18 protein-coding genes, 1 tRNA gene and 1 pseudogene are annotated in these 20,125 nt (G+C 72.3%); 16 read left to right on the top strand and 4 right to left on the bottom strand.

Annotation, left to right across the window (positions count from 1 at the left end):
• Positions 1-84: 84 nt before the first annotated feature.
• Positions 85-915 (bottom strand): hypothetical protein, encoded by an 831-nt coding sequence (locus GA0070213_RS09995; RefSeq protein WP_245716327.1) that lies wholly within the window; start codon positions 913-915, stop codon positions 85-87.
• Between the two features lie 127 nt (positions 916-1,042).
• On the opposite strand from GA0070213_RS09995, the gene metG reads away from it, so the two are divergent.
• A complete protein-coding gene (gene metG / locus GA0070213_RS09990) occupies positions 1,043-2,845 on the top strand; it encodes a methionine--tRNA ligase (protein WP_091061175.1) in 1,803 nt (600 codons plus the stop codon).
• Between the two features lie 54 nt (positions 2,846-2,899).
• Here the strand turns inward: metG and GA0070213_RS09985 are convergent, their stop codons facing one another.
• Positions 2,900-3,751 carry an alpha/beta fold hydrolase gene (locus GA0070213_RS09985; protein WP_091061170.1) on the bottom strand — a complete coding sequence of 284 codons (852 nt, stop codon included), beginning with the start codon at positions 3,749-3,751 and terminating at the stop codon, positions 2,900-2,902.
• A 59-nt stretch (positions 3,752-3,810) separates the two neighbouring features.
• Positions 3,811-5,055: a hypothetical protein gene (locus GA0070213_RS09980; RefSeq protein ID WP_091061166.1), complete on the bottom strand. Its 1,245-nt coding sequence runs from the start codon at positions 5,053-5,055 to the stop codon at positions 3,811-3,813.
• Positions 5,056-5,136: 81 nt separating this feature from the next.
• On the opposite strand from GA0070213_RS09980, the gene GA0070213_RS09975 reads away from it, so the two are divergent.
• The 6 genes from GA0070213_RS09975 to GA0070213_RS09950 all read left to right on the top strand — a co-directional run bounded on the left by GA0070213_RS09975 (position 5,137) and on the right by GA0070213_RS09950 (position 11,025).
• A complete protein-coding gene (locus tag GA0070213_RS09975; RefSeq protein ID WP_091061506.1) occupies positions 5,137-6,042 on the top strand; it encodes a TatD family hydrolase in 906 nt (301 codons plus the stop codon).
• A 79-nt stretch (positions 6,043-6,121) separates the two neighbouring features.
• On the top strand, positions 6,122-6,991 hold the full coding sequence (rsmA, locus tag GA0070213_RS09970) for a 16S rRNA (adenine(1518)-N(6)/adenine(1519)-N(6))-dimethyltransferase RsmA (RefSeq protein WP_091061163.1): 870 nt from the start codon (positions 6,122-6,124) through the stop codon (positions 6,989-6,991).
• 84 nt (positions 6,992-7,075) lie between these two features.
• Positions 7,076-8,029: a 4-(cytidine 5'-diphospho)-2-C-methyl-D-erythritol kinase gene (locus tag GA0070213_RS09965; RefSeq protein WP_091061159.1), complete on the top strand. Its 954-nt coding sequence runs from the start codon at positions 7,076-7,078 to the stop codon at positions 8,027-8,029.
• A gap of 64 nt (positions 8,030-8,093) precedes the next feature.
• Complete coding sequence (locus tag GA0070213_RS09960) at positions 8,094-9,893, top strand: ABC-F family ATP-binding cassette domain-containing protein (protein WP_091061155.1); 1,800 nt, start codon at positions 8,094-8,096, stop codon at positions 9,891-9,893.
• Between the two features lie 85 nt (positions 9,894-9,978).
• Positions 9,979-10,434 (top strand): DUF4383 domain-containing protein, encoded by a 456-nt coding sequence (locus GA0070213_RS09955; RefSeq protein ID WP_091061152.1) that lies wholly within the window; start codon positions 9,979-9,981, stop codon positions 10,432-10,434.
• A gap of 114 nt (positions 10,435-10,548) precedes the next feature.
• Entirely contained in the window at positions 10,549-11,025 is a 477-nt protein-coding gene (locus GA0070213_RS09950; protein ID WP_091061149.1) for a DUF4383 domain-containing protein, read from the top strand.
• Here GA0070213_RS09950 and GA0070213_RS09945 read toward each other — a convergent pair.
• Positions 11,015-11,680 carry a TetR/AcrR family transcriptional regulator gene (locus tag GA0070213_RS09945; RefSeq protein ID WP_091061147.1) on the bottom strand — a complete coding sequence of 222 codons (666 nt, stop codon included), beginning with the start codon at positions 11,678-11,680 and terminating at the stop codon, positions 11,015-11,017. The genes GA0070213_RS09950 and GA0070213_RS09945 overlap by 11 nt on opposite strands.
• Before the next feature lie 78 nt (positions 11,681-11,758).
• Here GA0070213_RS09945 and GA0070213_RS09940 point away from each other — a divergent pair, with 78 nt between their 5' ends.
• The 9 genes and pseudogenes from GA0070213_RS09940 to cysN all read left to right on the top strand — a co-directional run bounded on the left by GA0070213_RS09940 (position 11,759) and on the right by cysN (position 20,119).
• The gene (locus tag GA0070213_RS09940) at positions 11,759-12,496 is read left to right on the top strand and encodes a helix-turn-helix domain-containing protein (RefSeq protein ID WP_091061143.1); all 738 of its coding nucleotides are present in this window, start codon (positions 11,759-11,761) and stop codon (positions 12,494-12,496) included.
• A 47-nt stretch (positions 12,497-12,543) separates the two neighbouring features.
• Positions 12,544-12,614, top strand: a tRNA-Gln gene (locus GA0070213_RS09935).
• A 73-nt stretch (positions 12,615-12,687) separates the two neighbouring features.
• Positions 12,688-14,211: pseudogene (gene glmU / locus GA0070213_RS09930) on the top strand (bifunctional UDP-N-acetylglucosamine diphosphorylase/glucosamine-1-phosphate N-acetyltransferase GlmU); the annotation flags it as partial.
• Positions 14,212-14,267: 56 nt separating this feature from the next.
• Entirely contained in the window at positions 14,268-15,248 is a 981-nt protein-coding gene (locus GA0070213_RS09925) for a ribose-phosphate diphosphokinase (RefSeq protein WP_091061136.1), read from the top strand.
• Positions 15,249-15,531: 283 nt separating this feature from the next.
• Positions 15,532-16,224 carry a 50S ribosomal protein L25/general stress protein Ctc gene (locus tag GA0070213_RS09920; RefSeq protein WP_091061132.1) on the top strand — a complete coding sequence of 231 codons (693 nt, stop codon included), beginning with the start codon at positions 15,532-15,534 and terminating at the stop codon, positions 16,222-16,224.
• 100 nt (positions 16,225-16,324) lie between these two features.
• Positions 16,325-16,915 (top strand): aminoacyl-tRNA hydrolase, encoded by a 591-nt coding sequence (gene pth, locus GA0070213_RS09915; protein WP_091061128.1) that lies wholly within the window; start codon positions 16,325-16,327, stop codon positions 16,913-16,915.
• Positions 16,916-16,990: 75 nt separating this feature from the next.
• Entirely contained in the window at positions 16,991-17,824 is an 834-nt protein-coding gene (locus GA0070213_RS09910) for an inositol monophosphatase family protein (RefSeq protein ID WP_091061124.1), read from the top strand.
• A 79-nt stretch (positions 17,825-17,903) separates the two neighbouring features.
• On the top strand, positions 17,904-18,815 hold the full coding sequence (gene cysD, locus GA0070213_RS09905) for a sulfate adenylyltransferase subunit CysD (protein ID WP_091061121.1): 912 nt from the start codon (positions 17,904-17,906) through the stop codon (positions 18,813-18,815).
• Positions 18,815-20,119 carry a sulfate adenylyltransferase subunit CysN gene (gene cysN, locus GA0070213_RS09900; RefSeq protein WP_091061117.1) on the top strand — a complete coding sequence of 435 codons (1,305 nt, stop codon included), beginning with the start codon at positions 18,815-18,817 and terminating at the stop codon, positions 20,117-20,119. The genes cysD and cysN overlap by 1 nt, the downstream gene beginning before the upstream one ends.
• Positions 20,120-20,125: the final 6 nt, after the last annotated feature.

The raw sequence follows: 20,125 nt of genomic DNA, 5'->3' as shown, positions 1-20,125 counted from the left end.
GAGGGGCCCCCTGTTAACACCTCGGTGTGAGAGGGGGCCCCTTCTCTACCGGAGGCGTTAACAGGGGGCCCCGCCTTACACCGCTCACCAGGCGGCGGCGAGGAACCCGACCGTGATCAGCAGCGGACCGGCCAGCGCCAGCCCCACCGCCAGCCGCCGCTGACGCGGCTCGACCAACCGGGTCGCGCCGGTCCACCTGGCGATCCCCGCCGCGCAACCCACCACCAGGGTCAGCCCGAGCAGCCAGCGCAACTGCCCGCCCACGCCCCGGTCCGCGTAGGCGGTGGACCCGTCCGGGCCGGTCATCCGGGCCGGCAGCGTGCTGCCGGTGGCGGTCCGCCCCGCCGGCACGCCGCTGACCCGTACCCCCTGGGCCTGGAAGCGGTCCCGGTCGGCCTCGAAGATCCCCCGGCAGCGCTGGGTGAGCCCGCCCCCGGCGCACTCGGTGATCATCACGGTGCCGGCGGTGGAGTGCCCCACCGCCAGCCAGAACGGGCCGGCGCTCACCCAGGCGAAGAACGCGGCGAGCAGGCTCAGGGCCAGCAGCACGGCCAGCCCGGCGGGCGGGTCCGGCGGGTGGACCGGGCGGGTCCGGCGCCGGGTCGGGGCGTCGACGGCGTGGGGTCGCGGCTCGTCGCGCAGCGGCGTGCCGTCCCAGTGCACCTCCTCGATCGGCGCCCAGCCGGCCACCTCGTCGCCCGCCCGGGCCGATCGCCGATGCCAGCGCGGCTGGCGCACCGGCACCCGGCGGGGCACGGCGTCGCGCGGCGCCCCGGTGGTCGGCTCCACCTCCACCGGCGGGTCCGCCGGGTCCAACCGGGGCTGTGGGGCGACCGGGGCGCCGGGCGCGGTCCGCGCGGTCCGGTCGGCCGCGGACGGCTCGGGCGCCGTTGGTCTGCTGGTCACGACGTTCATTGGACACCGGCACGCCGGGCTCGTCGGGCAGCTCAGGCCGCGTGTCGGCGACAAATCGGGCGTACGCCGGCGGCACCCGCCCTATTGGTTCGCGGGGCGCCCACGGCAATCACTAGTCTTGACGCTCATGAGTCACGTTCTCGCCGCGGTCGCCTGGCCCTACGCCAACGGCCCGCGCCACATCGGCCACGTATCCGGATTCGGCGTTCCCTCCGACGTCTTCGCCCGGTACATGCGGATGGCCGGTCACGACGTGCTCATGGTCTCCGGCACCGACGAGCACGGCACCCCGATCCAGGTGCAGGCCGACGCCGAGGGGGTCACCCCGCGCGAGCTGGCCGACCGCTACAACCGGGTGATCGCCGAGGACCTGCGGGCGCTGGGCCTGTCGTACGACCTGTTCACCCGCACCACCACCCGCAACCACTATGCCGTGGTGCAGGAGCTGTTCACCGGGCTGCACCGCAACGGCTACATCGTCCCGAAGGTCACCACCGGGGCGATCTCCCCGTCCACCGGCCGCACCCTGCCCGACCGTTACATCGAGGGCACCTGCCCGATCTGCGGCTACGACAGCGCGCGCGGCGACCAGTGCGACAACTGCGGCAACCAGCTCGACCCGATCGACCTGATCGACCCCAAGTCGAAGATCAACGGCGAGACGCCGGAGTTCGTGGAGACCGAGCACTTCTTCCTCGACCTGCCGGCGCTGGCCGACGCGCTGCGGCAGTGGCTGGACACCCGGGAGGGCTGGCGGCCCAACGTGCTCCGGTTCTCCCGCAACCTGCTCGACGACCTCCAGCCCCGGGCCATCACCCGGGACCTGGAGTGGGGCGTGCCGATCCCCCTGGAGGGTTGGCAGGACCGGTCCGACAAGCGGATCTACGTCTGGTTCGACGCGGTGATCGGCTACCTGTCCGCGTCCATCGAGTGGGCCCGCCGCACCGGCGACCCGGAGGCGTGGCGGAAGTGGTGGTCGGCCGACGGGGAGGGCAAGGACGCCCGCGGCTACTACTTCATGGGCAAGGACAACATCGTCTTCCACTCGGTGATCTGGCCGGCGCTGCTCGGCGGCTACTCCGGCGCGGGCACCCACGACGGCGAGCCCGGCGAACTGGGCCGGCTCAACCTGCCCACCGAGGTGGTCTCCAGCGAATACCTGACCATGGAGGGGCGAAAGTTCTCCTCCTCCCGCAAGGTGGTCATCTACGTCCGGGACTTCCTCGAACGCTACGACGCCGACGCGCTGCGCTACTTCATCGCCGTCGCCGGCCCGGAGAGCAACGACACCGACTTCACCTGGGCCGAGTTCCTTCGCCGCAACAACGACGAGCTGGTCGCCGGCTGGGGCAACCTGGTCAACCGGTCCGTCTCGATGGCGGCGAAGAACTTCGGCGCCGTCCCGCCGGTCGACCCGGCCGGGCTGACCGAGGCCGACGAGGCGCTGCTCGCGGTGGCCCGCGCCGGCTTCGCCACCGTCGGCGACCTGATCGGCCGGCACCGGCAGAAGCAGGCCATCGGCGAGGCCATGAAGGTGGTCGCCGAGGCCAACAAGTACCTCTCCGAGCAGGCGCCGTGGAAGCTCAAGGGCGACGACGACAAGCCGCGGATGGGCACCATCCTGCACGTCGCCCTCCAGGTGGTCAGCGACGCCAACACGCTGCTCACCCCGTTCCTGCCGCACTCCGCGCAGCAGATCCACGAGCTGCTCGGCGGCACCGGCACGCACGCGCCGATGCCGGTGATCGAGGAGGTCGACGACCTCGACGGCGGCCCGTCCTACCCGGTGCTGACCGGTGACTACACGGTCGGCGCGCGCTGGGAGTCCGTACCCCTGGAGGTGGGCCGGCCGCTCGCGGCGCCCAAGCCGGTGTTCCGCAAGCTGGACCCGTCCATCGTCGACGAGGAGCTGGCCCGCCTCGCCGGGTGACCACCGCCGCGCGGACGGCCCCGGGGGAACCCCGGGGCCGTCCGTCGTTCCGGGTCAGGCCCGGGCCATGCTCGGCTTGCCGATGAACTCCATGATCGCGTTGTTGACCTCGGTCGGGTGCGTCCACGGCGTGCCGTGCGGCGCGCCCTTCAGGGTGACCAGCTTGGCGTCGGACAGCATGTTCACCAGCCGCTGACCCGTCACCGGGAACGGCAGCACGTTGTCCTTGTCGCCCTGGATGATCAGCACCGGCACGTCGATGTTCGGCAGGTCGCCGCGGAAGTCGGTCTGCCAGGCGTCCACCGAGTCGTGGGTGCCCTTCGCCGACGCCTGCGCGCCGATCTGCCAGTGCGCGTGGTAGGCCTCGTCGCTGACCAGCTTCCCCCGGTTCTCGCTGGCGTTGAAGAACGCGTCGCAGAACTGGGTCAGGTAGGCGAACCGATCCTGGATGATCGCCTTCTGGAACCCCTCGAACATGCTCTTCTCGACGCCCTGCGGGTCGTCCGGCGTCTTCAGCAGGTAGGGCGCCAGCGGGGCCATCAGCACCGCACGCTCCACCCGGTCCGACCCGTACGCCCCCAGGTAGCGGGTGACCTCACCGGTGCCCATCGAGTGCCCGACCAGGATCGCGTTGCGCAGGTCCAGCTCGGTCATCAGCACGTCGAGGTCGGCGGCGAACGTGTCGTAGTCGTAACCCGACGCCGGCTGCGCGGAACTGCCGAACCCGCGCCGGTCGTACGTGATCACCCGGTACCCGGCGGCGAGCAGCGGACCGCTCATCTTCTCCCAGGTGGCCCCGTTGAACGGGAAACCGTGGATCAGCACGATCGGCTGACCGGAGCCGTGATCCTCGTAGTACAGGTCGATGGGTGCGGAATTCTCCGTACCGACGGTGACGAAAGGCATCTCGGGATTCCCCCTACGCGTGGGTCTCGGACGCCCACGCCTTCCCGACCCGCCGCCGTCTATGCGTTCGGCCGCGGATAGGGCAGGTCCACCACCCGGTCGTCGGTCAGCTCGGCGCCCGGCGCCCAGACCTCGTAGACGCCGCGTTCGTGACACTGCGCCCCGGTCCGGGCCACCGCGTCCGGATCCGGGCGGCGCAGCCGCAACCGCAGCCAGCCCGCCTCCTCCCGCAGCACCAGGCAGGGCACCCCGCGCCAGGTGGCCGTCCGCAGCCGCCGGGCCGCCGCCTCCACCGGATAGCGGGCCGCCCGGGTCATCGCCAGCACCCGGAACCCGCCCGGCTGGTCGGCCACCGCCTCGTACTCCACCCCGGCGTACGCGCCGACGAGCTGGGTGGAGCGCGGCGCGTCGCCGGTCGGCACGTACTCCTGGTCGGCCGCCAGCCCCGGCACCGCCGCCAGCAGGTGCCGCCACTGCGGGCCGGCCAGCCGCAACCAGCCGCGCTGTTCCGCCTGATAGGTGTAGAGCACCACCTCCACCCCGTCGGCCGGGTAGGCGAGCAGGGTGGCGTTCGCCGGCATCGGCAGGTCGGCGAAGTCCCGGGTGACGAACTCCGGGACGAGCTGCGCGTTGCTCGGCACGAAACCGGTGCCCAACACCGGCGGCCCGAGCCGGTCCCGGGGCGGCAGGACGGTCAGCCCGCGGTGCACCGGGCCGACCGGCACGTCGTAGTCGGCCGGGTCGGCGGCCCGCCAGCGCAACGCGTACGCCACGTCGCCGCCCTCCGGGTCGCCCCGCAGCACCGCCATCCCGGCGGGCGTGCGCAGGTGCGCCACGTCGTGCTCCCGGTAGCAGAACCCGTGCGGCAGCCAACCCCGCACGTAACCGGCGAGCTGCCGGGCGGAGAGCACCTTCATCATCCGGGTGCCCGGCCGGACCACCGCCGACGCCCGCACCGCGGCCAACGTCGGGTCGTCCGCCGCCGCCGGCCGCTGGCTGAGCTGGTGCACGTACGCCCAGCCACGCGCCCGGTGCACCGGCATCAGCAGCGGCGCATCCGCCTCGTCGGTCGGCTCCGCCGCCCCGTGCACCGCCTCCACCTCGGTGGCGTGCACGAACCTGCGCCACGGGTGACCGCCGTCGGGCCGGGGGCACCACTCGAAGCCGGGCGCCTCGTCGGCGCTGAACAACTCGTAGGCCGCGCCGCGGGCGAGCTCCTCGGCCGGGTGCACCCGGCCGTCGTACGTCACGCGCAACCCGGTCCGCTCGGAGGCGGCCCCGCCGGCCTGGTCAGTGACGGTCACCCCGGGACGCTAAGCCGGCCAGATGTGGGGCGTGTGAACGGACGATGGCGGTCCGGGAACGTGGCCGCCGGCCGGTGTGTGATGCTGGCCGCGATGACCGAGCAGACCGAGACCCGCAAGCAGCGTGCCGCCCGCCGGGCCGGCGAGTTCCCCCCTCCGCCGGAGCCGCTGCCGGCGCCCGTGGCGGACAGCCACACCCACCTCGACATCACCGTCGGCGAGTACGGCACGCCACCGGGCGGCACCGGCGACGGCGACCCGGTGGCCGCCGCGATCACCGTCGCCGCCGGGGTCGGCGTGGACCGGCTCGTCCAGGTCGGCGTGGACGTCGAGTCGTCCCGCTGGGGCGCCGACGTCGCCGACCGGCACCCGGCGGTGCTGGCCACCGTGGCGCTGCACCCCAACGAGGCGCCCCGGCTGGCGGACCTGGACGAGGCGCTGCGCGAGATCGAGGCGCTCGCCGGGCGGGACCGGGTCCGCGGCGTCGGCGAGACCGGCATGGACTTCTTCCGTACCGGCGCCGACGGGCGGGCCGCGCAGGAGGAGAGCTTCCGGGCCCACGTCGCCGTCGCCAAGCGGTACGGCAAGGCGCTGGTCATCCACGACCGGGACGCCCACGCCGACGTGCTGCGGATCCTCGACGACGAGGGCGCGCCGGACACGGTGGTGATGCACTGCTTCTCCGGCGACGCCGACTTCGCCCGCGAGTGCGTCCGCCGGGGGCACCTGCTGAGCTTCGCCGGCACGGTCACCTTCGGCAGCGCCGCCGCGCTGCGCGAGGCCGCCGCCGTCACCCCGCCCGAGCAGATGCTGGTGGAGACCGACGCGCCCTACCTGACGCCGATGCCGCACCGGGGGCGGCCGAACGCGTCGTACCTGATCCCGCTCACCGTCCGCTTCCTCGCCGAGACCACCGGCGTCGACCTGGACGAGTTGTGCGCCGCCATCTCCACCAACAGTGAGCGCGCGTTCGGCCCGTGGCGTTAAGCAGGGCCCCCGGCACAACTCCAGGCGTTAAGAAGGGGCCCCTCCTTTCACCGAGGCGGGGGCGCTTACGCTACGGGGCGTGACCGGACTCCTCGGCCCGGCGGAGATCCGGGAACTCGCCGCGCGGCTCGGCGTCACGCCGACCAAGAAGCTCGGCCAGAACTTCGTGCACGACCCGAACACGGTGCGCCGGATCGTCACCGCCGCCGGCCTCGCCCCGGACGACGTGGCGCTGGAGGTCGGCCCCGGCCTGGGCTCGCTCACCCTGGCCCTGCTGCCGGTCGCCGCGCACGTGCACGCCGTGGAACTCGACCCGGCGCTCGCCGCCGCGCTGCCGGGGACCGCCGAGCGGTTCGCCGGCCCGGACGCCGCCCGGCTCACCGTCCACCCCGCCGACGCGCTGCGGGTCACCGCCGCCGACCTGGCCGACCCGGCGCCCACCGCGCTGGTGGCGAACCTGCCCTACAACGTCGCCGTGCCGGTGGTGCTGCACCTGCTCGCCGAGCTGCCCACCCTGCGACACGGCCTGGTGATGGTGCAGAAGGAGGTCGCCGACCGGCTCGTCGCCGGTCCCGGCTCCAAGGTGTACGGCATCCCCTCGGTCAAACTCGCCTGGTACGCCCGCTCCCGGGCCGCCGGCAAGGTCCCACCGAACGTCTTCTGGCCGGTGCCGAACGTCGACTCCGGGCTGGTCGCGTTCACCCGCCGCGAGCCGCCCCGCCCCGACGTACCCCGTACGGCGGTCTTCGCGGTCGTCGACGCCGCGTTCGCCCAGCGCCGCAAGACGCTCCGCGCCGCCCTCGCCGGTTGGGCCGGCGGCGCGGACCGGGCCGCCGCCGCGCTCACCGCCGCCGGTGTGGACCCGGGCGCACGCGGCGAGTCACTCACCGTCGAGCAGTTCGCCGCCATCGCCGCGTCGGCCCCGGACGGCCCCGCCGCCGCCCAGTAGGCTGGCGCCGTTGCCCGACCCCGCCGAGGAGCTGACCGTGCAGAAGCCGTTCGACATCCGCCTGCGTCCACGGGAGCTCCCCCGGTGACCGAGGCCTGGCGACCGGAGGACGAGGACGGGCAGCGGCGCGGGGCCAGCGGCCCGGTCAAGGTGCGGGTGCCGGCCAAGGTCAACCTGCACCTCGGGGTGGGGCCGCTGCGCCGCGACGGCTACCACGAGCTGAACACCGTCTACCACGCGATCTCCATCTACGACGAGCTGACCGCCCGCCGCGGCGACACGCTCACCCTGACCATGGAGGGCGAGGGCGCCGGCGAGCTGGCCCTCGACGACACCAACCTGGTCCTGCGCGCCGCGCACGCCCTCGCCGGCTACGCCGGTGTCGCCCCGCACGCCCGGCTGCACCTGCGCAAGCACATCCCGCTCGCCGGCGGGCTGGCCGGCGGCAGCGCCGACGCGGCGGCCGCGCTGGTCGCCTGCGACGCGCTCTGGGGCACCGGCCTGTCCCGCGACGAACTGGCCGGCATCGCCGCCGACCTCGGCTCCGACGTGCCGTTCCTGATCCACGGCGGCACCGCGCTCGGCACCGGCCGGGGCGAGACGGTCAGCCCGGTGCTGGCCCGCCCCACCTCCTGGCACTGGGTGGTGGCCATCGCCGACGGCGGCCTCTCCACCCCGGCCGCCTACCGCGAGCTGGACCGGCTGCGCGAGACCGGGGCCGCCGGCCCGCCGCTGGGCAGCACCGACGCGCTGCTCGGCGCACTACGCCAGCGGGACCCGAGGGTGCTCGCCGCCACGCTCGGCAACGACCTCCAGGACGCCGCGCTGACCATGCGCCCGGCGCTGGCCGGCACGCTCAAGGCCGGTGAGGCCGCCGGCGCGCTCGCCGGCCTCGTCTCCGGCTCCGGGCCCACCTGCGTGTTCCTCGCCGCCGACGCCGCCGACGCCGGGCGGATCGCCGACGAGTTGACCGCCGCCGGGGTGTGCCGGGAGGCCCGGGTCGCGCACGGCCCGGTGCACGGCGCCCGCATCGTCTGACGACCCGTACCCTTGACTCAGGCGTCCCGGCCCCCGGGGCGCCTGAGTCATGAAAGGTGGGTCCGTGGCCAACATCGTCAACCTGGACCGGGTGTCCAAGGGGTACGGCGCCGCCGGGCCGCTGCTCACCGACGTGTCGCTCGGCCTCGACGACGCCGACCGGGTCGGTGTGGTCGGCCTGAACGGCGCCGGCAAGTCGACGCTGCTGCGGATGCTCACCCGCACCGAGGAACCCGACGACGGCCGGGTGACCCACCGTCGCGACCTGCGCGTGGCCTGGCTGCCGCAGCGCCTCGACCTGGCCCCCGACCTCACCGTGCGCGACGTGGTGCTCGGCACCGCCTGGCTCGACCAGAGCATGGGCGCCGAGCACGAGTGGGCCGGCGACGCCGGCGTCCGGGCCATCCTCGACGGCCTCGGCATGCCCCATCTCGGCCTCGACACCCCGGTCGGTCCGATGTCCGGCGGGGAACGCCGCCGGGTCGCGCTCGCCGCGCTGCTGGTCCGCGACGCCGACCTCCTGGTCCTCGACGAGCCCACCAACCACCTCGACGTCGGCGGCGTCGACTGGCTGGCCCGGCACCTGGTCACCCGCAAGGGCGCGCTCGTCGTGGTCACCCACGACCGGTGGTTCCTCGACGCCGTCTGCACCACCACCTGGGAGGTGGCCGACCAGACCGTCCGGGCCTACGAGGGCGGCTTCGCCGCCTGGACGCTCGCCCGCATCGAGCGGCAACGCCTCGCCGCCGCCACCGAGGCCCGCCGGCAGAACCTGCTCCGCAAGGAGATCGCCTGGCTGCGCCGGGGCCCGCCGGCACGGACGTCCAAGCCCAAGTTCCGCATCGACGCGGCCAACGCGCTCATCGCCGACGTGCCGGAGCCGCGCGACACCATGTCGCTGCAACGGCTGGCCACCGCCCGGCTCGGCAAGCAGGTGTACGACCTGGAGCACGTCACCCTGCACGCCGGCCCGAAGGAGATCCTGCGCGACACCACCTGGCAGGTCGGGCCCGGCGACCGGATCGCCGTGCTGGGTCGCAACGGCGCCGGCAAGACCACCCTGCTGCGGTTGCTCGCCGGCGTGACCCGGGCCGACGGCGGGCGCTTCGCCGCCGGGCAGACGGTGCGGCCGGCGTTCCTCTCCCAGGAGCTCGCCGAACTCCCCGGTCACCTGCGCGTCCTGGAGGCGGTCGAGGAGGTGGCCCGCCGGGTGCAGTTCGGCGACCGGGAGATCAGCGCGTCCCAGCTCGCCGAGATCTTCGGCTTCGACGACCGACGGCTCTGGACCCCGGTGAGCGACCTCTCCGGCGGCGAGCGCCGCCGCCTGCAGATGCTGCGGCTGCTCGCCGGCGAACCCAACGTGCTCCTGCTCGACGAGCCCACCAACGACCTGGACACCGACACCCTCGCCGCGCTGGAGGACCTGCTCGACTCCTGGCCCGGCACCATCGTGGTGGCCAGCCACGACCGCTACCTGATCGAGCGGGTCACCGACGTCGCGTACGGGATGTTCGGCGACGGCCGGCTGGTGCACCTGCCCGGCGGCGTCGAGGAATACCTGGCGCGCGCGGCCGCGGCCGGCGGCCCGGCGCCCGCCGACCTCACCCCGGGCTCGGCCGCGGCCGCCCGCGACGGCATGTCCGCCGCCGAGGTACGCACCGCGAAGAAGGAGCTCAACCGGCTGGAACGGCAGATCGCCAAGCTCGAGCAGAAGGAGGCGGGCCTGCACGAGCAGCTCGCCGCGAACGCCACCGACTATGCCCGGGTCGCCGAGCTGGACGCCCAGCTCAAGGAGGTGCGGGCGGAGCGGGACCGCACCGAGGAGACCTGGCTGGCGCTGGCGGAGGAGCTGCCCGGCGGCTGAGGAGTGGGGGTGTGCGGCGTCACTGACCGGCGTACGGGACAATCTGCGGTGGAACCCTCATCCGAACGGTCTTGGAGACGCAGAGATGGCCCACACCCCCGTCAACCACCCCGCGCGGCCGATCTTCCGGGCGATCGGCGGGCTGGTCGGTCTTTACTTCGTCGTCTTCGGTGCGCTCGGTGTCATCGCCGCCGCCGGCGGCGACTTCTTCGCCCAGGACGACACCAAGGCTCTCGGCCAGGGCACCAACATGGGCTTCTCGCTCCTGTCCGTGCTGATCGGCGTCGTGATCCTGGCCGGCACCGTGATCGGCCGCAACCTCGACGTGGTGATCAACCAGTGGATGGCCTACTCCCTGATGGTCGTCGGCCTGGCCGCGCTGGCGTTCCTCCAGACGGACGCCAACGTGCTCAACTTCTCGATCATGACGGTGGTCGTGGTCCTCACCCTGTCGCTGGTGCTCCTGGTGGTCGGCATGTACGGCAAGGTCGGCACCGACGACGAGCACGAGGCCTGGCAGAAGGCCCGGCTGGTGCTCTGATCCGTTCCGCCCCGACGGCCCGGCGCGACGCGCCGGGCCGTCGGCGTTTTCCGGACGGAGGCGGGCGGCTCAGGCGACAATTGCCCCGAATCAGTCAGGCGACTGGAGGGCACCATGGCGCACTTCCCGGTGAACCACCCCGCGCGACCGCTCTACCGGGTGCTGTCCGGGCTCATCGGCCTCTACATCCTGGTCTTCGGCGTCTGGGGCGTGTTCCAGACCTGGGGTGACGGGCTGTTCGGCCGGGACGCCAACTGGGCCCTCGGGCTGCGCACCAACCTGGCCTTCTCGCTGGTCTCGGTGGTCTTCGGCGCGGTGCTCATGCTCGGCGCGTCCCGCCGCGACAACCTCGGGCACTACATGAACCTCACCGCCGGCGCGGTCTTCCTGGTCACCGGCATCCTGATGATGTCGGTGCTGCAGACCTCGGCGAACTTCCTGAACTTCTCGATGTCCACCGTCATCGTGTCGATGCTGTTCGGGCTGATCCTGCTCGCCACCGGCCTCTACGACAAGGTGGGCCCGCCCGAGCACGCCGAGGAGGAGCGCCGGCGCCGCTACCACCCGGTCGCCGAGGGGCCTAACCGCTGATCGGGCCCGGCTTCGACTCCAGGTGGGACAGGCCGTTCCAGGCCAGGTTCACCAGGTGCGCCGCCACCGCCTCCTTGCGCGGCTTGCGGACCTCCAGCCACCAGCGCCCGGTCAACGCCACCATGCCCACCAGCGCCTGCGAGTAGAGCTCCGCCAGCTTCGGGTCGTACCCCCGGCTGTGGAACTCCGCGCCCAGGATGTGCTCCACCTGGTGTGCGACGTCGTTCATCACGCTGCTGAAGTTGCCGGTCGCCGACATCAACGGCGACTCCCGGACCAGCACCCGGAACCCGCTGGTCTCCTCCTCGATGTAGGTCAGCAACGTCAGCGCGGCCTGTTCCAACAACTCCCGGGGGTGACCGGCGGTCAACGCCGTGGTGATCCGGTCCAGCAGCGAGCGGACCTCCCGGTCCACCACCACCGCGTAGAGCCCCTCCTTGCCGCCGAAGTGCTCGTAGACCACCGGCTTGGACACCTTCGCCCGCGCCGCGATCTCCTCGACCGAGGTGGCGTCGAACCCGCGCTCGGCGAAGATCTGCCGAGCGATCGAGATCAACTGCTCGCGTCGCTGCGTCGCGGACATCCGGACCCGGGAGGGCTTGGCTGCCGGGACGGCCCGCCGGCGAGCGCGGTCGCTGCCGGGAACATCGGTCACCCGCCCCATCCTGCCAGGCCCGGTGGACGGGAGCCGACCGGTCCACCTGTTGTCGTACACCTGTTCTATTTTGGTCGCGTGGCTGTCGACGACACTCCGGCGAACACGCCCGTCTATCGCGGGCGGAAGCCCGAGTTGCATGCCCGGGCGCTCGCGCTGCGGCGCTCCGGTTGTCCGGTGGGCGAGATCGCCGCGCGGCTGAGGATCTCCACGTCGACGGCCTACCTCTGGACCCGGCACCTGCCGCTTGATCCGGCGCTGGTGCTACGGCGACGTCGGATCGCCCAGCAGGCCCGTTCGGACGCCCAGTGGGCCGCGCACCGAGCGGCCCGGGACGCGGCCCGGGCCGACGAGGTTGCGGCGGCGGCCGCATGGGTGCGGCGGCTGGGGTCCCGCGAGCTGCTGCTGATCGGGGCGGCGATCTACTGGTGCGAGGGCGGGAAGGCCAAGCCGTGGCGTCCGAACGACTGCCGGATCAAGTTCGTCAACAGTGACCCGATGCTGGTCCGGCTCTTCCTGCGTTTTCTGGACGCCGTCGAGGTGGCGCCCGAGGGTCGGCGCTTCCGGGTCAGCATTCACGAGACGGCCGACGCCGACGCCGCGGTCCGGTGGTGGGCGGATCGGGTGGGTGTGCCGGCGGATCACTTCCAGCGCACCACCATCAAGAGGCATCGACCGGCGACCACGCGCAAGAACGTCGGCAGCGACTATCGCGGTTGCCTGACCGTGCATGTCGTCGGCGGGAGTCGGCTCTACTGGCGGATCGAGGGGATCATGAAGGGAATGAGCGATGAAGATCCACCTCTCGACCGGTAAGGTGTAGGCAGCCGTTGAGCGGGATCCTCTTTGCCCGTTTTAGACCATCCCGGGTCGTCTAATGGCAGGACGTCAGGTTTTGGTCCTGATTATAGGGGTTCGAATCCTCTCCCGGGAGCTTCTGCTCTTTGCCCTCCGTCGCGTGGTTAGCATGACCGCGAGACTGTCGCCGTCCCGACGGGAGCCACGTCGTGTCCCAGCCCCACCTCCGCACCGTTGTCGTGCTCGCCGCCGGTGAGGGCAAGCGGATGAAGTCGTCCCTGCCCAAGGTGCTGCACCCACTGCTCGGCCGTACCCTGCTCGGTCACGTCCTGGTCGCCGCCGAGCCGTTGGGCGCGGACCGCACCGTGGTCGTGGTCGGCCACGGTGCCGACCAGGTCCGGGCGCACCTGACCGAGGTGGCCCCGGCGGCCACGCCGGTCCTCCAGGAGCGCCAGCTCGGCACCGGGCACGCGGTCCGCATCGCGCTGGACGCCGCGCCGGACGCCACCGGCACGGTCGTGGTGATCAACGGCGACGTGCCGCTGCTGCGCCCGGAGACGGTCGCGGCTCTCGTCGAGGCGCACGAGGGTGCCGCCGCGGCGGCGACCGTGCTGGCCGCCGAGGTGCCGGACCCGACCGGCCTGGGCCGGATCGTGCGGGACGTGCAGGGGCAGCTGGAGCAGATCGTCGAGGAGCGCGACGCCACGCCGCAGCAGCGCGCGCTGCGGGAGATCAACGCCGGCATCTACGCGTTCGACGTGGCCCGGCTGCGGGAGGCGCTGAGCAAGCTCTCCACCGACAACGACCAGGGCGAGGAATACCTGACGGACGTCTTCGCCCTGCTCCGGGACGCGGGCGAGCCGGTCGCGGTGCACGTCGCGGCCGACCACGTGGAGACGCTGGGCTGCAACGACCGGGTGGAGCTGGCCGGGCTGCGCCGGCTGCTGCGCGACCGGGTCAACGAGGGCTGGATGCGCACCGGGGTGAGCCTCCTCGACCCGCACACCACCTGGATCGACGTGACGGTGACCGTGGAGCGGGACGCGGTGATCGACCAGAACACCCAGTTGCAGGGGGCCACGACGGTCGGCGCGGGTGCCCTGGTCGGCCCGGACACCACGCTCGTGGACACCGTGGTGGGCGAGGGCGCGAGCGTGGTGCGCAGCCACGCGGTGGGCGCCGAGGTGGGCCCGCAGGCCAGCGTCGGCCCGTACGCCTACCTGCGGCCGGAGTCGCGGCTGGCCCGCAAGGCGAAGGTCGGCACGTTCGTGGAGACCAAGAAGGCGTCGATCGGTGAGGGCTCGAAGGTGCCGCACCTGTCGTACGTGGGGGACGCGACGATCGGCGACCACAGCAACATCGGCGCCGCCTCGGTCTTCGTCAACTACGACGGGGTGCGCAAGCACCACACCACCATCGGCAGTCACGCGCGCACCGGGGCGGACAACATGTTCGTGGCGCCGGTGCGGGTGGGCGACGGCGCGTACACCGCGGCCGGTTCGGTGATCATCGCGGACGTGCCGGCGGGCGCGATGGCGGTGGCCCGGGGTCAGCAGCGCAACGTGGAGGGCTGGGTGCTGCGCAAGCGGGCCGGCACGGCGGCCGCGGAGGCGGCGCGACGGGCCGGTGAGGGTGCGTCGGAGTCGGGCGGGTCCGCAAGCGAAGGTGACTGAATCCACGGGGGCGGCCGGGCCATGGGTGGACCGGTGAACCGGGGGGATACTGCAACCGAACAGTCCCCGGCCCCACCGCCGCCGGGCACCACCGACACACGGGAGCAGACGGGCCCATGGGCAGCATCGTCGCCGAGAACCGCAAGAGCCTGATGCTCTTCTCCGGGAGGGGTTTTCCGGAGCTGGCCAAGGAGATCGGTGAGGTGCTCGGCGTCGCGCCGACGCCCGCCGACGCCTACGAGTTCGCCAACGGTGAGATCTTCGTACGGTTCAAGGACTCGGTGCGTGGTTCGGACGCCTTCGTGGTGCAGTCCGTGACGCACGGGGTGAACACCTGGGTCATGGAGACCCTGATCATGATCGACGCGCTGAAGCGCGGCTCGGCCAAGCGGATCACCGTGGTGCTGCCGTTCTACCCGTACGCGCGCCAGGACAAGAAGCACCGGGGGCGGGAGCCGATCTCGGCGCGGCTGGTGGCCGACCTGCTGAAGACCGCGGGGGCGAACCGCATCCTCACCGTCGACCTGCACACCGCGCAGATCCAGGGCTTCTTCGACGGCCCGGTGGATCACCTGTTCGCGATGGACATCCTGGCCGAGTACGTGGAGCACAGGTACGCCGGCCGTCCGATGACGGTGGTGGCGCCGGACTCGGGCCGGGTGCGGGTGGCCGAGCGGTGGACGGACCGGCTGGGCGGTTGCCCGCTGGCGTTCATCCACAAGACCCGGGACCCGATGAAGCCGAACCAGGTGGTGGCGAACCGTGTGGTCGGTGAGGTCGAGGGCCGGGTGTGCCTGATCGTCGACGACATGATCGACACCGGTGGCACGATCACCAAGGCGGCCGACATCCTGAAGGAGTCGGGGGCGGCCGAGATCGTGGTCGCGTCGACGCACGCGCTGCTGTCGGACCCGGCGACGGAGCGGCTGAAGAACAGCCCGATCAGCGAGGTCGTGGTGACGAACACGCTGCCGTTGCCGCCGGAGAAGCAGCTCGACAAGCTGACCGTGCTGTCGATCGCGCCGCTGCTGGCCCGGGCGATCCGCGAGGTCTTCGACGACGGTTCGGTGACCACCCTCTTCGGTGGCCTGAGCTGATCGTCCGGTCCGGCCGCCGGCGTCGTCCGGCGGCCGGGCCGTTGCCCTGCGGTCCGGCCGGTGCGGTGATATGGGGACTGCCGGAGAGCCGGGAAATCGCTCGGGTAGACTGGTGCGGTTGCCACGGCGAGGGTGCCCGGCGGGCTGCTGAATAGCACCGCACGGAGGCGCCGTCATCGACGCGGTGCTCCGGGCGGTCGTTCATGACCTTGAGCCCCAGCGAGCCCCTCGCCCAGCACCGCCAGACGACAAGCCGCCGCAGCGAAGCATCAGGAGTTTCCCCGTGTCCGAGGTAAAGATCAGCGCCGAGCCCCGTACCGAGTTCGGCAAGGGTGGTGCCCGTCGTACCCGCCGGGCCGGCAAGGTGCCCGCCGTGCTGTACGGCCACGGCGAGAAGCCCAAGCACATCGCGCTGCCGGCGCGTGAGTTCGCCGCCGCGATCCGCAAGGGTGGCGCGAACCAGCTCTTCGCGATCGAGGTGAGCGACGGCACCCAGGTGCTGGCGCTGCCGAAGGCGATCCAGCGTGACCCGATCAAGGACAGCTTCGAGCACGTGGACCTGCTGCTGGTCCGCCGCGGCGAGAAGGTCACCGTCGAGGTCCCGGTCCAGCTGACCGGTGAGGCCGCGAAGGACACCCTGATCGTGCACGACCACGACACGCTGTCGGTGACCGCCGACGCGACCAAGGTGCCGGACCACCTGGAGGCGTCGATCGAGGGCGCCGAGCCGGGCACCACGATCACCGCCGCCGACGTCGAGCTGCCGTCCGGCGTCGAGCTGGCCACCGACGAGGAGACCGCTGTCGCCTCGGTGACCGCCGCCCCGACCGCCGAGCAGCTCGAGGCCACCCTCCCCGAGGTCGAGGAGGCCACCGAGGAGGCCGAGGCCGAGGCCGGCGAGGAGACCGCCGAGGCTCCGGAGGGCGCTCCGGCCGCCGAGGGCGAGGCTCCGGCCGAGGAGAAGACCGAGGCCTGATCGGTCCGCAGGCTGTGCGACAGGCGTCCCCGGGGTTCGGGGGCGCCTGTCGGCGTATCGGAGCGGGGCGTCGGGCAGGCGAGCGGGAAGGGGTTCTCAGGTGACGGACGAGGCGGGGCCGTGGCTGGTGGTCGGCCTGGGCAACCCCGGTCGGGAGTACGCGAACAACCGGCACAACGTGGGGTTCATGGTGGCCGACCTGCTGGCGGCGCGGGTGGGCGCGAAGTTCGGCCGGCACAAGCGGGCGGTGGCCGAGGTCGCCGAGGGGCGGCTGGGGTTCGGCGGCCCGAAGCTGGTGCTGGTGAAGCCGCTGACCTACATGAACCTCTCCGGTGGCCCGGTGGCGGGGCTGGCCCAGTTCCACAAGATCCCGCCGGCGCGGGTGATCGCGGTGCACGACGAGCTGGACATCGGCTACGGCCAGGTGCGGGTGAAGTTCGGCGGCGGCGAGGGTGGGCACAACGGCCTGCGGTCGATGTCGAAGTCGCTCGGCACGAAGGACTACCCGCGGGTGCGGTTCGGCGTGGGGCGCCCGCCGGGCCGGCAGGACCCGGCTGACTTCGTACTCTCGGATTTTTCCGCCGCGGAGCGCAAGGAGCTGGAGTTCCTGGTCGACCGCGCGGCGGACGTGGTGGAGTCGGTGGTCACCAAGGGTGTGGAGCCGACGCAGAACCTGTACCACGGGGCGTGACCGGCGGACCCGGCGCCGGCCGGTAGTCTGCGCCTTTCGGCGTGAGCGAAGGCGGGCGACGGGAGCGGTAACACGATGGGCAGTCCTCCGATGATCGACGGCGCGTTCGCCCGCTGGCTGGCGTCGCGGGCCGGGCAGGCGTTGACGGACCTGCGCGCGGAGATGGGCTTCGCCGACGCCGGGGCGTTGCGGTCGGCCGGGGACAAGGTCTCGCACGACCTGATCCGGACCGAGCTGGCCCGGTGGCGCCCGGCGGACGCGATCCTGTCGGAGGAGGACGAGGGTTCGCGCCTGGCCTGGACCGCGGAGGTGAGCAGGGAGGCGATGCCCCGGCTGACCGCGGACCGGGTGTGGATCGTCGATCCGCTGGACGGCACCCGGGAGTACGCCGAGGAGGGGCGCGCCGACTGGGCGGTGCACGTGGCGCTCTGGTCGCGGCACGCGCCCACGCCGCACGGTCTGGTCGCGGGCGCGGTGGGCCTGCCGGCGCAGCACCGGGTGCTGGGCACGGACTACCCGCCGGCCTACCCGCCGATGCGGGTGGAGGCGGCGACGGCGGGTGGCGCGCGGACCATCCGGTTGGCGGCGAGTCGTAGCCGTCCGCCGGTTTTCCTGACCGATCTGGCGGCGGACGTCGGCGCTCATCTGGTTCCGATGGGCTCGGCGGGTGCGAAGATCGCCGCCGTGGTCACCGGTGAGGTCGACGCGTACATCCACGCGGGCGGCCAGTACGAGTGGGATTCGGCCGCTCCGGTCGCTGTGGCGACGGCCACCGGACTGCACGCTTCCCGGATCGACGGTTCTGCGCTGAAATACAACGAGGCCGACCCACGCCTACCGGATCTGTTGGTCTGCCGCAAGGATCTCGCGAGTCGGTTGCTTGCGGCGTTGCAGCGGCACTCCGGGTAACCTGAGCGTTCTTCTTCACGAGTCCGACCGGAAAGGTCTGGAATCCGATGTGCGGATCCGAGCGAATCGAGTTCGTGTCATGACGGCCCCCGCCGCCTACCAGGTGTCGCACCTCGACGCGCTCGAGGCGGAGAGCATCTTCGTGATGCGCGAGGTGGTCGCCGAGATGGAGCGGCCGGTGCTGCTCTTCTCCGGCGGCAAGGACTCGATCGTGATGCTCCGGTTGGCGCAGAAGGCGTTCGCGCCGGCCAACATCCCGTTCCCGGTGATGCATGTGGACACCGGGCACAACTTCCCCGAGGTGCTCGACTACCGCGACCAGCGGGTGGCCGAGCTGGGCCTGCAGCTCATCGTGGCGAGCGTCCCGGAGGCCCTGAACAAGGGCATGGTCCGCGAGGCGGCGGACGGCACGCGCAACCGGATCCAGACGCCGGTGCTGCTGGACGCGGTGGAGAAGCACCGCTTCGACGCGCTCTTCGGCGGCGCCCGGCGGGACGAGGAGAAGGCCCGGGCCAAGGAGCGGGTGTTCAGCTTCCGCGACGAGTTCGGCCAGTGGGACCCGAAGAACCAGCGTCCGGAGTTGTGGTCGCTCTACAACGGCCGGCACCACCCCGGCGAGTCGATCCGGGTGTTCCCGCTGTCCAACTGGACCGAGCTGGACGTCTGGCACTACATCGCCCGGGAGCGGATCCCGCTGCCGTCGATCTACTACGCGCACGAGCGCGAGGTGATCGAGCGCGACGGCATGCTCTACGCGGTCAACGAGTTCTTCCGGGCCCGCGCCGGCGAGCAGCCGGTCAAGGCCCAGGTGCGGTACCGGACCGTGGGTGACGCCTCCTGCACCGCGGCGGTCCGCTCGGACGCCGACACGGTGGAGAAGGTGATCGAGGAGGTGGCCGCGACGCGGATCACCGAGCGCGGCGCGACCCGCGGTGACGACCGGGTCAGCGAGGCCGCCATGGAGGACCGCAAGCGGGAGGGCTACTTCTGATGAGTGTCGAGACCTTGGCGCCGGCCGACGGCGAGACCAGCGTACGGCCGATGGACCTGTTGCGGTTCGCCACCGCCGGCAGCGTCGACGACGGCAAGTCGACGCTGATCGGTCGGCTGCTCTACGACACGAAGTCGCTCTTCAGCGACCAGCTCGCCGCCGTCGAGGCGGTCAGCGCGGCGCGCGGCGACGAATACACCAACCTGGCGTTGCTCACCGACGGCCTGCGGGCCGAGCGGGAGCAGGGCATCACCATCGACGTGGCGTACCGCTACTTCGCCACGCCGCGGCGCAAGTTCATCATCGCCGACACCCCGGGGCACATCCAGTACACCCGGAACATGGTCACCGGCGCCTCCACCGCCGATCTGGCGCTGATCCTGGTGGACGCGCGCAAGGGCCTGGTGGAGCAGTCCCGCCGGCACGCGTTCCTCTGCTCGCTGCTGCGGGTGCCGCACCTGGTCCTGTGCGTCAACAAGATGGACCTGGTGGACTGGTCGCAGGAGGTCTTCGAGCGGATCGCCGACGAGTTCACCGCGTTCGCGGCGAAGCTCGACGTGCCGGACCTGACCGTGGTGCCGGTCTCCGCGCTGCGCGGCGACAACATCGTCTCCCGGTCGGAGAACATGCAGTGGTACGAGGGCCCGTCGCTGCTGCACCACCTGGAGCGGGTGCACATCGCCTCGGACCGCAACCTGGTCGACGTCCGCTTCCCGGTGCAGTACGTGATCCGGCCGCAGTCCACCACCGTCACCGACTACCGGGGCTACGCGGGCCAGGTGGCCTCGGGCGTGCTCAAGCCGGGTGACGAGGTGATGGTGCTGCCGTCCGGATTCACCAGCCGGATCGCCGCGGTGGAGACGGCCGACGGCCCGGTGGACGAGGCGTTCCCACCGATGTCGGTGACGGTCCGGCTGACCGACGAGATCGACATCTCGCGGGGCGACATGATCTGCCGGCCGAACAACGCGCCGATGGTCGCGCAGGACATCGAGGCGATGGTCTGCTGGATGGACGAGAGCCGGCCGCTCCAGGTGGGCGGCAAGTACGCGATCAAGCACACCACCCGGTCGGCGCGGGCGATCGTGCGCGAGCTGCACTACCGGCTGGACATCAACTCGTTGCACCGGGACGAGTCGGCCGGTGAGCTGAAGCTCAACGAGATCGGCCGGGTCCGGCTGCGGACCACCGTCCCGCTGCTCGCCGACGAGTACCGCCGCAATCGCACGACGGGCGGCTTCGTGATCATCGACGAGTCCACCAACCGTACGGTCGGCGCCGGCATGATCGTCGAGGCCAGCTGAGCCTTC

The organism is Micromonospora humi (genome assembly GCF_900090105.1).
GTDB lineage: Bacteria > Actinomycetota > Actinomycetes > Mycobacteriales > Micromonosporaceae > Micromonospora > Micromonospora humi.
Note: the sequence above shows the minus strand (reverse complement) of the source record. Positions and strands in the feature narration are given on the sequence as shown.

Bases quoted from the DNA above. Each gene is read 5' to 3' on its own strand.
- GA0070213_RS09995 (WP_245716327.1), bottom strand. From the start codon at position 915: ATGAACGTCGTGACCAGCAGACCAACGGCGCCCGAGCCGTCCGCGGCC.
- metG (WP_091061175.1), top strand. From the start codon at position 1,043: ATGAGTCACGTTCTCGCCGCGGTCGCCTGGCCCTACGCCAACGGCCCG.
- GA0070213_RS09985 (WP_091061170.1), bottom strand. From the start codon at position 3,751: ATGCCTTTCGTCACCGTCGGTACGGAGAATTCCGCACCCATCGACCTG.
- GA0070213_RS09975 (WP_091061506.1), top strand. From the start codon at position 5,137: ATGCTGGCCGCGATGACCGAGCAGACCGAGACCCGCAAGCAGCGTGCC.
- GA0070213_RS09955 (WP_091061152.1), top strand. From the start codon at position 9,979: ATGGCCCACACCCCCGTCAACCACCCCGCGCGGCCGATCTTCCGGGCG.
- GA0070213_RS09950 (WP_091061149.1), top strand. From the start codon at position 10,549: ATGGCGCACTTCCCGGTGAACCACCCCGCGCGACCGCTCTACCGGGTG.
- GA0070213_RS09925 (WP_091061136.1), top strand. From the start codon at position 14,268: ATGGGCAGCATCGTCGCCGAGAACCGCAAGAGCCTGATGCTCTTCTCC.
- GA0070213_RS09910 (WP_091061124.1), top strand. From the start codon at position 16,991: ATGGGCAGTCCTCCGATGATCGACGGCGCGTTCGCCCGCTGGCTGGCG.
- cysD (WP_091061121.1), top strand. From the start codon at position 17,904: ATGACGGCCCCCGCCGCCTACCAGGTGTCGCACCTCGACGCGCTCGAG.
- cysN (WP_091061117.1), top strand. From the start codon at position 18,815: ATGAGTGTCGAGACCTTGGCGCCGGCCGACGGCGAGACCAGCGTACGG.